4 protein-coding genes, 1 tRNA gene and 5 pseudogenes are annotated in these 16,812 nt (G+C 37.2%); 7 read left to right on the top strand and 3 right to left on the bottom strand.

The features are described 5' to 3' along the window. Positions 1-113: 113 nt before the first annotated feature. Positions 114-3,640, bottom strand: a pseudogene (locus N7U66_RS10240) (protein O-mannosyl-transferase family). Positions 3,641-3,850: 210 nt separating this feature from the next. On the opposite strand from N7U66_RS10240, the gene N7U66_RS10235 reads away from it, so the two are divergent. After that, positions 3,851-3,923 (top strand) — tRNA-Gln (locus tag N7U66_RS10235). A gap of 468 nt (positions 3,924-4,391) precedes the next feature. Here N7U66_RS10235 and N7U66_RS10230 read toward each other — a convergent pair. Continuing rightward, positions 4,392-5,216, bottom strand: a complete 825-nt coding sequence (locus N7U66_RS10230; RefSeq protein ID WP_267678393.1) for a universal stress protein — start codon at positions 5,214-5,216, stop codon at positions 4,392-4,394. Positions 5,217-5,365: 149 nt separating this feature from the next. On the opposite strand from N7U66_RS10230, the gene rimP reads away from it, so the two are divergent. The 3 genes and pseudogenes from rimP to infB all read left to right on the top strand — a co-directional run bounded on the left by rimP (position 5,366) and on the right by infB (position 9,895). Beyond that, positions 5,366-5,827, top strand: a complete 462-nt coding sequence (gene rimP, locus N7U66_RS10225) for a ribosome assembly cofactor RimP (protein WP_267678392.1) — start codon at positions 5,366-5,368, stop codon at positions 5,825-5,827. 12 nt (positions 5,828-5,839) lie between these two features. Further along, positions 5,840-7,072 carry a transcription termination factor NusA gene (nusA, locus tag N7U66_RS10220; protein ID WP_267678391.1) on the top strand — a complete coding sequence of 411 codons (1,233 nt, stop codon included), beginning with the start codon at positions 5,840-5,842 and terminating at the stop codon, positions 7,070-7,072. A gap of 38 nt (positions 7,073-7,110) precedes the next feature. Beyond that, positions 7,111-9,895: pseudogene (gene infB / locus N7U66_RS10215) on the top strand (translation initiation factor IF-2). A 76-nt stretch (positions 9,896-9,971) separates the two neighbouring features. Here infB and N7U66_RS10210 read toward each other — a convergent pair. Continuing rightward, on the bottom strand, positions 9,972-10,352 hold the full coding sequence (locus tag N7U66_RS10210; protein WP_267678390.1) for an SPOR domain-containing protein: 381 nt from the start codon (positions 10,350-10,352) through the stop codon (positions 9,972-9,974). Between the two features lie 213 nt (positions 10,353-10,565). On the opposite strand from N7U66_RS10210, the pseudogene N7U66_RS10205 reads away from it, so the two are divergent. From N7U66_RS10205 to nrfD, 3 pseudogenes are all read left to right on the top strand, one after another. Further along, a pseudogene (locus tag N7U66_RS10205) lies at positions 10,566-11,857 on the top strand (c-type cytochrome). Positions 11,858-11,944: 87 nt separating this feature from the next. Next, positions 11,945-15,042 (top strand): annotated as a pseudogene (locus N7U66_RS10200) (TAT-variant-translocated molybdopterin oxidoreductase). Between the two features lie 34 nt (positions 15,043-15,076). Beyond that, positions 15,077-16,808 (top strand): annotated as a pseudogene (gene nrfD, locus N7U66_RS10195) (NrfD/PsrC family molybdoenzyme membrane anchor subunit). Positions 16,809-16,812 lie beyond the last annotated feature (4 nt).

Here is a 16,812-nt window from a genome sequence, read left to right as displayed (position 1 = left end):
CCATCGTCAAACGTAAGGTAAATCACCTTATCCTTAGACGAAAAATCCCAAACATAGTTTGGGAAAATTCGTTTTATAAGGGTTGGTATTTTAACCGGAGTAAACCACATATGTTATTCTTGAGTATCTACAGGTACTACTATATCCCGAATGCTGTCTTTGGTGTTTTCTTCAATGAGCTCATCAACAATACCCTCCAAATCTCTTTCTCTTCTTTCGGGAGTCGCAACTTCACCACCAAAAAGCACCGCAAATAGTTTACGGTAACTATTGAAAGTCATAAACTCCTTTTCTGCAAAATCTTCGTCATATCTCGCAAGAATCATGATTAAGGCTTTGTATCGTTCAATATCATTAAAAATATCTTGGCCGTATTTCATTTGGTTGACTTCCGTTAAGCCCTTGTAATACTTTAATTTTTCCTGATACTTTACAGAAATCTTTTTAAACAACCGTCCGGCTTTATCGGTGGCCCCAGTTTCGTAATAGGCCCCAATATATGGTTCTAATAAGCTATAATACCCAAACTTGTCTACAGGCATGTATTTCATAGCAATATCTGCTATTTCCTCAGCTTTGTCGAGCTTTTTTTCGTTGATTAATGTCTCTATTAATCGTGCTAAATTGCCTCTGTAAGTAATCGAATTTTTACGCGTTTACTGGATCGTGATAAATATCGTCACTACCGCTATTGCCCCAATCCCAGTTTTTCACTTTATTATACATCAACTCGCTATCCACGCGTCCCATATCAAAAGGGTTGGCGCGATCTGTTGGGGTTTGTATTGGCACTAGTTTATAGGTCATCCCGTCTAATTGAAGGTAATCTTTCATCCAAATATAATCGTCGTCACCAAAAGCACCTCCCGTAAAATGTATTGGGCGTATCCAATCGTTGTTTGCTACAACATCAAGCATCAATAGGCGTTGCTTATATATAGCACTCTCCGTTATCTTGATATCAATAAAATCTACCATTTTATCGGCATCTTCACGGTTTTACAATGCCGTATTTTATAGCGTTTTCCTTATTGACAGGAATACGAATATTTTCTACAGGAAAATAGTTGGTGTTTTGTAATTGTGATGGGTATCTATCGGGATCTTCACCTTGCAATTTTAAAACATACTTAAATTTCGTTTTGGGATTATCACTAGACACAAAAGCCATAAAGTCACTTATGAGTAAAGTATCTCGAGGAAAAGTGGGTTTTGGCTCTTCTGTTTTTGGGTCCATGTAATATGTCCGTTTCATAATATAATCTCGGGTACCAGTCTTGTATTGATCATGTGTTAATTGTGAAGGTATGGGATCGCTCTCATAGGCTTTTCGTTTCATTTGATCAATGTACCAATCGGTTTGAAACAAACTGGTATTTACCACACGCACATCGCGACGGTAGCCTTCTATTTCTTGAGCATACCACAATGCAAAGGTGTCGTTATCCCCAATAGAAAACAAAATAGCATTCTCCCCGCAGGAATCAAGATATTTCATAGCCATGGACTTTGCTGTATATTTCCCGGACCGGTCATGATCATCCCAATTGTTTACCGCTAGAATGAGCGGCGCAATCAATAAACATACCGGAGTAACTGCTGTTGGCAGTAGAGGTGTTTTTATCTTATTCTTTAGCAAGTCAAAAATAGCATAGACACTAAATCCAATCCGGATGGCAAAGACGTAAAAGGATCCAACCACAGAATAATCACGCTCGCGAGGCTCAAAAGGACGAACATTGGTGTACACTTGTATGGCTACTCCTGTAAATAGGAAGAACACCAGCAATACCCAAAATGTTTTTTTGTCTTTATTAAAAAGGAAAAACAACCCTATAAGCCCTAAAAGAAGAGGAATAAAATAATACGTATTCCGTGCTTTATTGTTTTCTACGTCGCTAGGTAGGTTGTTTTGTGTTTGCCCAAGGTGGAGTTCATCGATAAATTGAATACCACTGATCCAGTTACCATTATTATTGTACTCTCCTTGAATATCATCTTGTCTCCCAGTGAAGTTCCACATAAAATAACGCCAATACATGTAACCTAGTTGATACTGGAACATATAAGTGATATTACTTAACAATGAGGGTTTTTCAATATCTAAATATTCTTGTCCATAGCGTTTTAAGAATTTGTGATAGCCTTCATAATCCACATTGCCTTTAGCTACTTCATTTTTATATTGATTAATAAAGGCGATATCCTGTTGTACGCGTTCACTTAAATAGGTATTTATTTTATCACCATACTGCACCATAAAACGATCGTATTCGTTTTCTGTTAATTCATTGTTCTGGTACTTGGTTATAAATGCGGCTATTTTCTTTTCGGTAAAAGGGTCAATAATAAATTCTTCTCGCAAATTATAGTCTAAAAAGCCCGAAAACATCATGTAATTTTCAGCATTTTCACGACTCCACATTCTTGGTAAAATAGCTTTATGATCGTTATTTGCGTTTTGTCTCGGCATCCTTGTAATCGTTAACAACTATATACTTGCCCGCTTTCTCATCCTTTTCATATTTGGGTTTGTCATCTATATAAGCTTCGTTTTCATCTGCATTTAATGGGGCATACTCATCTGTAAATAACGGTCCGTAAAACAAATGTGTTTCCGGATATTGTTCTAAATTATAGTATGCTAATAATTCTCCTGGCGCTAGACGGGTTATTTTCATTAATTACCACATTAGCATTCGCACGAATAGGTAACAGGATCCATGTTGAAAACCCAATTACGACAAAAGTTATACATAATATACCAGTGTTAAGATGCTTATGGCCTTTTTCTCTAGTATACTTTAAACTAAAATAAATGGCAGCTACTAGTAATATCCCCGCAATAATAGAACCCGAATTAAAAGGGAGGCCTACGCTGTTTACAAAGAAAATCTCAAGAGTGCTAAAAAATCTAAGAATATTAGGTGCTAATAATTTAAAAACAAATAATAACACAGCAACAGAGACCACATTCGCTAAAATGAAGTTCAAGATAGTTACTTGCTTATAATGTTTAAAATAATAAATCAAACCAATAGCAGGAATGGTTAATAATCCCATAAAGTGAACACCAAACGAAAGGCCGATAACGAAAGCAATTAAAATTAACCATCGGTTACCTCTTGGCAAATGCATTTCCCGTTCCCAACGAAGTGCTAAATAAAAAAGAATGGCCATAATAAGTGTTGCCATGGCGTATACTTCAGTCTCTACGGCATTAAACCGAGAATGAATCGGTAAACGTAAAAGCTAAACTCCCCACTAAGGCACTCCCTAAAATGGCTTGTGCTTTAGACGCAGAAAATGTTTCGTCACCAATAATTTTTTGAAGTAATAAGGAAATGCTCCAAAACATGAATAAAATAGTAAAAGCACTACAAACAGCGCTTACCATATTTAACATTAAGCCCACATACTGTGGTTCTATTGCAAAAGTAGAAAAGAAAGCCCCAAGCATTTGAAATAATGGTGCTCCTGGTGGGTGTCCTACCTGAAGTTTTGCAGAAGTAAGTATGTATTCCCCAGCATCCCAATAGCTTACGGTTGGTTCTACGGTTAAACTATAAGTAATTAATGCAATTAAAAAAGCGAACCAACCTAATATGTTGTTCCATTTTTTAAAGTTGAATGACGTCATAAAGTAGTGTATTTATTACAATGGCGAATTTACTAATTATTATCAAAAGAGCATGCTAAAGTTTTATTAACACATTTTATTGTCTTAACGGCTGATTTCCTTAGGGTTAAAAATTTTTATTTGAAAACGTTTTTTTTTATTGATTATTTTATGCTAAAATATTTGCGCAAATAAAACTTTGTTTTAAATTTGCACCTCTGTTAGAAACACTGGCCCATGGTGTAACTGGCAACACGTCGGTTTTTGGTACCGAAGAGTCTAGGTTCGAGCCCTAGTGGGCCAACAAAATTAATCCTGATACTTTAATGTGTTAGGATTTTTTGTTTTTATTAGTTACGGGTTTAGGGCGAGAGGTTTATGCTGAGCATTACTGAAATGAAAATATATTTTCATGGAAAGTACCTCATGTAATGAGTCGAAGCAAGCCCTAGTGGGCCAACAAAATTAATCCTGATACTTTAATGTGTTAGGATTTTTTGTTTTTATTAGTTACGGGTTTAGGGCGAGAAGTTTATGCTGAGCATTACTGAAATGAAAATATATTTTCATGGAAAGTACCTCATGTAATGAGTCGAAGCAAGCCCTAGTGGGCCAACAAAATTATCCTAATTCAACTATGAGTTAGGATTTTTTGGTTTTGGAGGTGTGTTATGCACGCCGTGTATGCTGAGCACCTCTCGGAAGTGAGATTCGGGGCTCATAAAAAAGTCTTCCATTTCCGGAAGACTTTTTTATTTTAAGGGTGTTGTAACTATATTTTAAAGGTGATCACGGGTCTATTGGCGTGATTTACAAGATCTTCGCTTAAACTGCCATTGAGAAAATGAGCAATACCTTGCCTGCCATGTGTGCTAATGCCAATTAAATCGGCGTTAATAATGTGTGAAAAATTGAGTATGCCCTTTTCTACGGTTTGATCATTATAGATATTGGTAGTGTAATTGGTAAACGTTGTTCCAGTAATAAAATCTTGTATTTTTACTTTTGCAGAGGCGGTTGTTGTAAAATTTGAAACCGTATTTACCATCAAAAGATGAATTTTAGCATTAAAAGTATCTGCTAATTTAGTGGCCTGTTTAAAGGTTTCACGATTGTCATTTTCAAAATCTGAAGCAAAAACAAAATCTTCAATATTAAAGTTGTTATGTTCGTTTTTAATAACCAATACAGGAATATCCGAAGTTCGAACGAGCTTTTCAGCATTAGAGCCAATAAACATTTCTTTTAACCCTGTAGCACCATGTGATCCCATGACAATCAAATCGATGTTGTGTTCCTTGCTGACTTCTAGAATCCCAGTATTAATATCGTGAAAATCAACCATTTCTGTTACTGTTACGTTTTTTAAATAGGGTTTGCTCATGATGTCTTCAAATTGTTTGTGTGCTAATCTCATAAAGTAGACAGCCTCAGGTAAATCGGCAGGACTACTGCCTGCAATGAGTTGGGTTAATGGTAGGTCTAACATGTGTAATAAAATGATTTCACAGCTATGTTTTTCAGCCAATTGAGCCGCTACTTTTATAGCATTTTCGGCTTCTTTTGAAAAGTCTGTCGGAACAAGTATTTTTTTCATTGATTGTGTTTTTTTTAAACTCTTATAAATTTAACTAAAAAAACCGACTTTTAATAATTATGAAAATCAATAAAAATGTGTATATTTGCAGCGTTGTAAGAAAATAAGAATGTGAGGGGACGAAAAGTCCCCTCTTTTTATACTTTGAAATGTTTAATACTACAGTAAAAAATTTGCTTAATGAAGCTGCGGAAGAAAGAACCGATTTATTTTTAATCGATTTAACTATTGGAGGCGATAACGCTATTAATATCATAATTGATGGCGATACTGGTGTTACTGTAGAAGATTGTATGTTTGTTAGCAGAGCTATTGAAAACAACTTAGATAGAGAAGAAGTTGATTTTTCTTTAGAAGTGGCATCGGCAGGTGCGGCTGCGCCTTTGACCTTACCAAGGCAATTTAAAAAGAATATTGGTAGAACGTTAGAAGTAAAAACACAAACAGAAACGATAGAGGCAGATTTGATTGATGCCACACAGGAAAGTGTAAATTTAGAGTGGAAAGTAAGAGAGGCGAAACCTGTTGGTAAAGGCAAAGTTACTGTTCAAAAAAAAGCGACTATTGCTTACAGCGATATTGTAGAAGCAAAAGTGATGATAAAATTTTAATTCAATAGAGTTATGGAAAATTTAGCCTTAATTGATTCTTTTTCAGAATTTAAAGACGACAAATTAATTGATCGTGTCACGTTAATGGCGATACTGGAAGATGTGTTTAGAAGCGCATTGAAAAAGAAGTTTGGTGATGATGATAACTTCGATATTATTATAAATCCAGATAAAGGTGATTTAGAGATTTGGAGGAATAGAGTGGTAGTTGCTGATGGGGAAGTAGAAGAACCTAATCAGGAAATTTCATTATCCGCGGCCCGTAAAATAGAGCCTGATTTTGAAGTTGGGGAGGATGTGTCTCAAGAAGTGAAATTAATAGATTTAGGGCGTCGTGCTATTTTAGCGTTGCGTCAAAATTTGATTTCAAAAATACACGAGCATGATAATACCAATATCTTTAAGCAATTTAAAGATTTAGAGGGTGATTTATATACTGCAGAAGTACACCATATTCGTCATAGAGCTGTTATTTTGTTAGATGATGAAGGTAACGAAATCATATTGCCAAAAGACAAACAGATTCCTTCAGATTTTTTCCGTAAAGGAGATAATGTAAGAGGCATTATTGATAGTGTAGAATTGAAAGGAAACAAGCCAACGATTATTATGTCGCGCACGTCTCCTAAATTCTTAGAAAAACTATTTGAATCTGAAATTCCGGAGGTTTTTGATGGATTAATCACTATTAAAAACGTGGTTAGGATTCCAGGTGAAAAAGCAAAAGTAGCCGTAGATTCTTATGATGATAGAATTGATCCTGTTGGAGCTTGTGTTGGTGTTAAAGGGTCAAGAATTCATGGTATTGTTCGTGAATTAGGCAATGAAAATATCGACGTGATCAATTACACGAGTAATCTTCAGTTGTACATTACAAGAGCATTAAGTCCAGCACGTGTGACTTCAATCAAGATTGATGAAGAGAATAAGCGTGCTGAAGCGATTTTAAAGCCGGAAGAAGTTAGTAAAGCGATAGGTAGAGGCGGTCACAATATTCGTCTAGCTGGGCAATTAACAGGTTATGAAATTGATGTGTTTAGAGAAGGGGCTGAAGAAGATGTGGAGTTAAGAGAATTCTCTGATGAAATAGAGGATTGGATTATCGCCGAATTTAGTAAAGCTGGTTTAGATACTGCAAAGAGTATTTTAGAACAAGACGTTGAAGATTTAGTAAAAAGAACAGACTTGGAGGAGGAAACAATTCTAGATGTTCTTAGAATTCTTAAGGAAGAGTTCGAAGATTAACATATATTTGGGAAAAATTAAAGAGTAAGGCAACATTTATGGCTGAAACGATTAGATTAAATAAAGTACTACGTGAGCTTAACATCTCTCTCGGATCGTGCTGTAGAATTTTTAGATTCTAAAGGTGTCGATATAGAGAAGCGTCCAACAACGAAAATATCTGAAGAAACATATAAGATTCTTTCAGATGAGTTCGAGACAGATGCTAATAAGAAGGTCAAGTCGCAGGCAGTAAGTGAAGCTAAACTTAAGGAAAAGGAAGATTTACGACTTCAACGTGAAAAAGAACTAGAGGCAAAACAAAAAGCAGATGAGGCAAGAGAAGCCGCTAAAGCTGAAGTTGTTAAAGCGACTAAAACCTTAACTGGACCTAAGCAAGTAGGTAAAATTGACTTAGAAGGAAACAAGAAACCTGCTAAAGTAGAACCTAAAAAGCCGGAACCGAAGCAGAAGCCAAAGCAGAGGTTAAGGCCACACCAAAAGCACCAAAGGAAGAGGTGAAGAAGGAGGCTCAACCGGAGGCGAAAGCTGAAGAAAAGGAACTGCCTAAAGCTAAGAAAGAAGCACCAAAAGAAGAGGTTAAACCGGCTGTAAAAGATACTGATAAAAAAGTGGAAGAAACAACGGCTGCCCCTGAAGAGAACCTTCCCGAAACCGTAGCGACAAAATATCAAAAATTATCAGGTCCTAAAATAGCAGGAGATAAAATTGATTTGTCTCAATTCAATAAGCCTAAGAGAAAGCCGGTAGAACGAAAAGAAGACCCTAACAAGAAAAAGCGTCGTCGTATTTCTAAACCAGGAGATAATAAACCAGGTGCTGCAGGCGGAAATAATAGAAGCGGTGGTAATGACCGATTTAAAGGTAAAAAACCGGCCCCAGGTCAAGGGCGCCGTAACATAGTAAAAGAAGAGCCTAGTGAAGAAGATGTAAAAAAACAAGTAAGAGAAACACTTGAAAAATTACAAGGGAAATCAAGTAAAGGAAAAGGCGCTAAATATAGAAGAGACAAAAGAGATCAACACAGAGAGCAGACTGAAATTGACCAACAAATTGAAGCAGCAGAAAGTAAAATCCTTAAAGTAACAGAGTTTGTTACGGCGAGTGAGGTGGCTACGATGATGGATGTTAGTGTCACTAAAATTATTTCAGCATGTATGTCTTTGGGTATGATGGTAACAATGAATCAGCGTTTAGATGCAGAAACATTAACAATCGTAGCTGAAGAATTTGGATATAAGGTAGAGTTTGTTACTGCCGATATTAAAGAATCTATCGTTGAAGTAGAAGATAAGCCGAGAAGATTTGATACCTCGTGCTCCTATTGTAACAGTTATGGGACACGTAGATCACGGTAAAACATCGCTCTTAGATTACATTCGTAAAGAAAATGTAATTGCTGGAGAATCTGGTGGAATTACACAACACATTGGTGCTTATGGCGTGGAGCTAGAAGGCGGACAAAAAATCGCATTCTTAGATACACCAGGTCACGAGGCCTTTACGGCCATGAGAGCCCGTGGCGCACAGGTTACTGATATTGCTATTATTGTAGCAGCAGCAGATGATGATATTATGCCACAAACCAAAGAGGCTATTGCGCATGCACAAGCAGCTGGTGTTCCTATTATCTTTGCCATCAATAAAATTGATAAGCCGAGATGCCAATCCTGAAAAAATTAAGGAAGGTTTAGCGCAAATGAATTTATTAGTTGAAGATTGGGGTGGTAAAATTCAATCTCATGACATATCGGCTAAAGTTGGTACTGGAGTCAAGGAATTATTAGAAAAAGTATTGTTGGAAGCTGAATTGTTAGAGCTGAAAGCAAACCCAAATAAATCGGCAACCGGTACAGTGGTTGAAGCGTTCTTAGATAAAGGACGAGGCTATGTCTCAACTATATTAGTGCAGGCAGGAACATTAAAAGTCGGCGATTATGTTTTAGCTGGTAAAAACAGTGGAAAAATAAAAGCCATGCACGATGAGCGTGGAAATGATGTTATTGTAGCAGGTCCATCAACACCGGTATCTATATTAGGTTTAGATGGTGCACCACAGGCAGGTGATAAATTCAATGTCTTTGCAGACGAACGTGAGGCCAAACAAATCGCTACAAAACGTGCACAATTACAACGTGAACAATCAGTACGAACGCAACGTCATATTACATTAGATGAAATTGGTCGTCGTATCGCATTAGGAGACTTCCAAGAATTAAATATCATCCTTAAAGGAGATGTTGATGGTTCGGTTGAAGCGTTAACAGATTCGTTCCGAAACTTTCTACTGAAGAAATTCATGTGAATATTATACATAAAGGTGTAGGTGCCATTACCGAGAGTGATGTGTTATTAGCTACGGCTTCTGATGCTATTATTATAGGATTTAATGTACGTCCTGTTGGAAATGCAAGACAAGTTGCTGATACCGAGGAAATCGATATCAGAACGTACTCCATTATCTATGATGCCATAAACGATCTTAAAGATGCTATGGAGGGCATGTTGTCTCCGGAGTTAAAAGAGGAAATTACGGGGACGGCAGAAATTAGAGAGATCTTTAAAGTTACTAAAATTGGTAGTATTGCCGGTTGTATGGTGATGAATGGTAAGATCTATAGAAACTCTCAGATTCGTCTTATTAGAGATGGTGTGGTAGTTCACACAGGGGTGTTAGAATCTTTAAAACGATTTAAAGATGATGTTAAAGAAGTTGGAAAAGGATACGATTGCGGTATGCAGATTAAAAACTACAATGACATTCAAGAAGGAGACACTATTGAAGCATTCCATGAAGTAGAAGTCAAAAAGAAATTAAAATAATTTCTAAATACTATAAATAAAAAAATGGCGATTCAATTGAATCGCCTTTTTTTTATAATTATTTTAAATAAGGGCTCTATGGTTTGAAAACAAACGCGCTAGAGAATTTCTTTTTGATTTGTATTAAAGCACGATCGGCTTCTAAACGCGATCTGAAATTTCCAACATAGACTTTGTAATTTGGTGTCTCGTAAACTATTTTTGAAGGCCAAGAATTAAAGGTGTTAATGTAACCGTTTTGAGCGTTTTCTGCACTGCTACGACTACCGGAAAAGATGCTTATTTTGTAGCGATCGCTGTCTGTATTCTCCCCATTTATTTCTTTTTTTAGTTTCAATAAATTTGAAATTTCAGCATCTTGCTTGATGGTTACTTGACCCTCTTGTGCATGACCTAACACGCTAAAAAGCACCAAAGCGCCTGATATATAGAGAGTTTTAAACAATGTTCTTTTCATATTAATTATGTATTTGTTACAAATGTAAAAGTAATAAACGAAACTTCATGGCCTTTTCTTATTTAGAATTTATCTAAATTAGTAATTAAGACTTCTTTAAGATTTATAAAATGGAGTTTAAGTATTACTTTTGCTTAAGTTTTTTAAAACTGTATTTTTAAAGTATAGATGAAAAAATCATACCAAAGTTTAGAAGTAAATTCAATATATAATATGAAACAGGTGATTCACCGCAAATTAGGCGTTAGCATTCTTCATTTAAGCTTAATTTTTTTATTAGCGTTTTCTACTTCTCTTTCAGCTCAGGAAGGCGATGCCGTGTTAGGTAAAGCTTTATTCAACACCAATTGTGCATCTTGTCATAAATTAGATAAAAAAATGACCGGGCCTGCATTAGCAAATGTTGAGACGCGTTTATCGGAAGAGGAAGGTTTAGATAGAGAATGGCTTTACACATGGATTAAGAATAGTGCTGGCATGATCAAATCGGCGATGCTTACGCTGTAAAAATTTACAATGAGTACAATGGTACGGCTATGACTGCGTTTCCGCAGTTCTCAAACACCGATATCGATAACATATTAGCTTATACAGCAGCAGCGCCAGCAACACCGCCAACACCGGCAGCGGTTACGGGAGTAGATGCTAATCCTTCGAACGATGGAGCGTCAAACACTTTAATTCTTGGAGCTTTAGCCTTGTTGTTTGCATTGTTAGCAGGCGCGTTGGTTTTAGTAAATAAAACGCTACGTCGTTTTGCAGATGAAAAAGGGGTTGAGCTTAATCAAGCCTCTAAAAGGACTCCAATCTGAAAGCGTTTGTTCAAAACCAATTCTTAGTTTTGGTGACGGCTATATTTTTCTTGTTAGCAGCAGGTTACTTCGTGTACGGCTATTTTATGCAAGTTGGCGTAAATCAAGGGTACGAACCTGTACAGGAAATTCACTACTCGCATAGAATTCATGCTGGAGATAATGGTATTGATTGTAAATATTGTCACTCGTCTGCACGTGTCTCTAAGCACTCCGGAATCCCTTCATTAAATATTTGTATGAATTGTCACAAGTCAATTTATGAAGTTGCTGAAGCTACAGCAACGCCGTAATACAGCAAGGCCTTTTACGATGGTGAAATCAAGAAGCTATACGCAGCCGTAGGTTGGGATGATGCCGAACAAAAATACACAGGAGATACCAAGCCCGTTAAATGGACTCGAATTCATAACTTGCCGAGACTTTGCTTATTTTAATCACTCACAGCACGTTACTGTTGCTGGGGTAGAATGTCAAACCTGTCATGGACCAGTAGAGGAAATGGAAGTGATGTATCAATACGCGCCATTAACGATGGGTTGGTGTATTAACTGTCACCGTGAAACCAATGTAAAAGTTAAAGACAACGAATACTATACTAAAATTCACGAGCAGTTATCTAAAAAGTATGGTGTTGAGGAATTAACAGCCGCCCAAATGGGAGGGTTAGAATGTGGTAAGTGTCATTACTAAACACTAGTTTTTTAGTACTTCCCATAACCATGGGAATCTCATTAAGGGAAAATAAAAATAAATTAAGAAGTAATTCAATTATATAATATGTCATCAAACAAGAAATACTGGAAAAGTGTTGAGGAGCTAAAAGATAGTTCTATTGTTGAGACGCTAAAACAAAACGAGTTTGTTAACGAAATTCCAACGGAGGAGTTCTTAGGTAATAAGGAAACTTTAGAGGGGTCGTCAACAACACGTCGTGATTTCTTAAAGTACGTTGGTTTTAGTACAGCAGCTGCTTCATTAGCAGCCTGTGAAGGCCCAGTGATTAAGTCAATTCCATATGTAGTACAACCAGATCGTATTATTCCTGGTGTTGCCAATTATTATGCAACAACCATTGCAGATGGTTTTGATTTTGGAAGTGTTTTAGTAAAAACTCGAGAAGGTCGTCCCATTAAAATTGAAAATAATGCATTAGCAGCTACAGATGGTGGTGCCAATGCAAGAATGAATGCTTCAGTTTTAGGCTTGTATGATAGTACAAGGGTTCAAGAGCCTGTAAAGGGTAAAACAGCCATTTCTTGGGAGCGCTTTTATAGAGAAACGGGTGAGCAATTAAAAACGTTCAGTGCAGATGGCAGACAAATTGTGTTATTAACACAAACCTTTGCGAGTCCATCGACTAATAAATTGATTGCAGAATTCAAAGAAAAATACACCACTGTAAATCACGTCGTTTATGATGCGGTTTCAGAATCTGCTGCGTTAGATGCGTTTCAAGCAAAATATGGTGAACGTGGTTTAGCAGATTACGAATTTTCAACAGCTTCTACTATTGTGGCTTTTGGAGCTGATTTCTTAGGGGATTGGCAAGGAGGTGGTTTTGATACGGGGTATTCACAAGGACGTATTCCTACAAAGGGAAGAATGTCTCGTCATATCCAATTTGAATCAAACATGTCACTAGCCGGAGCTAATGCAGACAAACGTGTGCCTATCACACCGAGTCAGCAAAAATTAGCCTTAGCTAAATTACACAGTTTAATAGTTGGAAGTGCTTTCTCAGGAAGTTTGCCACCAGCAATAGATAAAGCTGTTCAGGATGCCGCTTCAGAATTAAGAAAAGCAGGAAGTGCTGGTGTTGTGGTTACTGGAATTCAAGATGTCAATGCACAAACCGTAGTTTTAGAGATTAACGAAGCGTTAAACAGTAAGGCTTTTAATCCTGAAAAACCTATAAAAACAAGACAAGGTAATGATAATGCAGTCATGACCTTAGTTGAAGATATGAAAGCAGGTAAGGTAGGTGCTGTTATTATGGCTGGTGTTAACCCGCTATATACGTTGCCAAATGCTTCAGAGTTTTCTGAAGGATTGAAACAAACAGGATTATCTATTGCCTTTTCAATGAAAGCCGATGAGACGGCTTCAGCTTCTCAATATATTGCTGCAACCCCTCATTATTTAGAATCTTGGGGAGATGTAGAATTGAAAAAAGGACACTTTGGGTTAATTCAACCAACGATTCGTCCATTATTTAATACGCAACAATTTCAAGATGCGTTATTAAAGTGGACTGAAAATGATACGAAATATTCAGACTATATAAAAACCTTATGGAATGAGTCTATCCTTGACGGACAGTCTTTCAATCAAGCCTTACATGATGGTTCTTTTTCAACAACGGCAGTCGTTGCATTAACTGAAGAAGAAGTATCTACAGAGGAAACGGTTGAAACACCTTCAGGGAATGCTGCGGCCGCTTTAGCAGCGAGTGCGAGTTCTAAAGGTATGGAATTGACTTTATATACTAAAGTTGGTATGGGAGATGGTCAACAAGCCAACAACCCATGGTTACAGGAATTTCCAGATCCAATTACAAGAACCTCTTGGGATAACTACTTAACCGTTTCTGCAGCTGATGCTAAAACATTAGAATTGGTAAATGAACATGAAGCTACAGGTGCTTTAAATGGTAGTTATGCTGATATTACTGTAAACGGTAAAACGGTAACTGTTCCTGTCATCATTCAGCCAGGTCAGGCTAAAGGGTCTGTAGGATTGGCACTTGGTTTTGGTAGAACAGCGGGGTTAAAAGAAGAAATGAAAACGGGTGTTAATGGGTATCCATTATATCAGAATTTCAATAATATACAAAACGTAACGGTTAAAAAAGCAGCAGGTTTACACGAATTTGCTTGTGTGCAGTTACAAAACACATTAATGGGTCGTGGAGACATCATTAAGGAAACAACATTAGAGGTTTTCAATACGAAAGATAAGTCGGTTTGGAATGCGGTTCCAACGGTATCTTTAAACCATGAAGAAGTCGCAGTGACGTCTCCGAAGTAGATTTATGGGATGAATTTGATCGTTCAATAGGACATCACTTCAACTTAGCAATAGATCTTAACGCGTGTACCGGTTGTGGTGCTTGTGTTATTGCTTGTCATGCTGAAAACAATGTGCCAGTCGTTGGTAAAGAAGAAATTCGTCGTAGCCGTGACATGCACTGGTTGCGTATTGATAGATATTATTCATCTGAAGACACGTTTACGGAAGATGATGAGAAAAAAGAAGGATTCTCGGGTTTATTTGGAGACAATGGTTCTCTAGGTGGATTTGGAGAAATGGAAATTGCTGCAGACAACCCACAAGTCGCTTTCCAACCTGTTATGTGTCAGCACTGTAACCATGCACCATGTGAAACAGTTTGTCCTGTAGCGGCAACATCACACGGGCGTCAAGGTCAAAACCATATGGCGTATAACCGTTGTGTAGGTACTAGATATTGTGCTAACAACTGTCCGTATAAAGTAAGACGTTTCAACTGGTTCTTATATAATGGGAATGACGAGTTTGATTATTACATGAACGACGATTTAGGGCGTATGGTAATCAATCCGGATGTAACGGTGCGTTCTCGTGGTGTGATGGAAAAATGTTCTATGTGTATTCAAAAAACACAAAAAACAATTTTAGACGCCAAACGCGATGGACGTGAAATTAAAGATGGTGAATTTGAAACCGCATGTTCTTCTGCTTGTAGCAATGGAGCAATGAGTTTTGGAGATATTAACGATAAAGGAAGTAAAGTTGCAAAACTTTTAAAAGACGATCGTATGTATCATTTATTAGAAAGTGTGGGTACTAAACCGAATGTTCAGTACCATACTAAAGTGAGAAACACGAAAGCATAAAAAGGATTAATTAACGAACAATTATAAAAGGATTATGGCGTCTCATTACGAAGCACCTATTAGAAGACCTTTAGTTACAGGCGAAAAATCGTATCACGATGTAACCGTAGATATCGCTGCGCCTGTAGAAGGAAAAGCCAACAAACAATGGTGGATTGTTTTTTCAATCGCATTGCTTGCTTTTCTTTGGGGAATTGGTTGTATTATTTATACAGTATCTACTGGTATTGGAACTTGGGGATTGAACAAGACCGTTGGTTGGGCTTGGGATATTACTAACTTCGTTTGGTGGGTTGGTATTGGTCACGCAGGAACACTTATTTCTGCAGTACTATTACTCTTCCGTCAAAAATGGAGAATGGCAATTAACCGTTCTGCTGAAGCAATGACCATTTTCTCAGTAGTACAAGCGGGATTATTCCCTATTATCCACATGGGACGTCCCTGGTTAGCGTATTGGGTATTACCCATTCCAAACCAATTTGGATCGCTTTGGGTAAACTTTAACTCTCCACTACTGTGGGATGTATTTGCAATTTCAACCTATTTATCGGTATCATTAGTATTCCGGTGGACTGGTTTATTACCTGATTTTGCAATGCTTAGAGATAGAGCTATTAGACCGTTTCAAAAGAAAATTTACAGCTTACTTAGTTTTGGTTGGTCGGGGCGTGCTAAAGATTGGCAACGTTTTGAAGAGGTGTCATTGGTTCTTGCTGGTTTGGCAACACCCTTAGTGCTTTCGGTTCACACGATTGTATCTTTCGATTTCGCAACCTCAGTAATACCAGGATGGCATACCACGATCTTCCCTCCATATTTTGTGGCAGGTGCCGTATTTTCCGGATTTGCTATGGTGAATACACTGCTTATCATAATGAGAAAAGTATGTAGTCTTGAAGATTATATCACAGTGCAGCATATCGAGTTAATGAACATCGTTATCATGATTACGGGTTCTATAGTAGGGGTAGCTTATATTACTGAGTTATTTGTAGCTTGGTATTACGGAGTAGAATACGAACAATATGCCTTCTTAAATAGAGCAACAGGACCTTACTGGTGGGCTTATTGGGCCATGATGTCTTGTAACGTGTTTTCACCACAATTTATGTGGTTTAAAAAATTACGTACCAGTATTATGTTCTCATTTGCTATTTCAATTGTAGTAAACATAGGGATGTGGTTTGAGCGTTTCGTTATTATTGTAACCTCATTACACAGAGATTATTTACCATCTTCATGGACCATGTTTTCACCAACATTTGTCGATATTGGAATTTTTATTGGAACTATTGGGTTCTTCTTCGTATTATTCTTATTATACTCAAGAACATTTCCAGTAATCGCCCAAGCAGAGGTTAAAACCATTTTAAAATCTTCTCGGACAGCGTTATAAAAACATCAGAGAAAGAGGCGATAGTTTGGTAGGAACTGGGGCCGATAATAGAACGTCTGTTTATCAATTAAACGAGGAGACCACATTAACACCAACGTTTGCTACAGACGATACAAAAATAAGTGGTTTATTAGAAAGCTTGGGTACCTTTGATCCAGCCATTCAAACCGCTGACGACCTTACTAAAATTAATGGAATAGATCCTGAAACGGAAGCAACCCTTAATAGCATTGGTATCTTTACTTTCGCGCAGGTAAGTAAAATGACACATAGAGAATATACATTGTTTGACGAAATCACAGGTGCGTTCCCAGGAAGGGCAGAGGCTGATGATTGGTCCGGACAAGCTAAAAATTTAATAAACTAAAAGT

Origin of the sequence: Lacinutrix neustonica, from assembly GCF_026625145.1 — a bacterium.
Taxonomy (GTDB): Bacteria; Bacteroidota; Bacteroidia; order Flavobacteriales; family Flavobacteriaceae; genus Lacinutrix; species Lacinutrix neustonica.
Note: the sequence above shows the minus strand (reverse complement) of the source record. Positions and strands in the feature narration are given on the sequence as shown.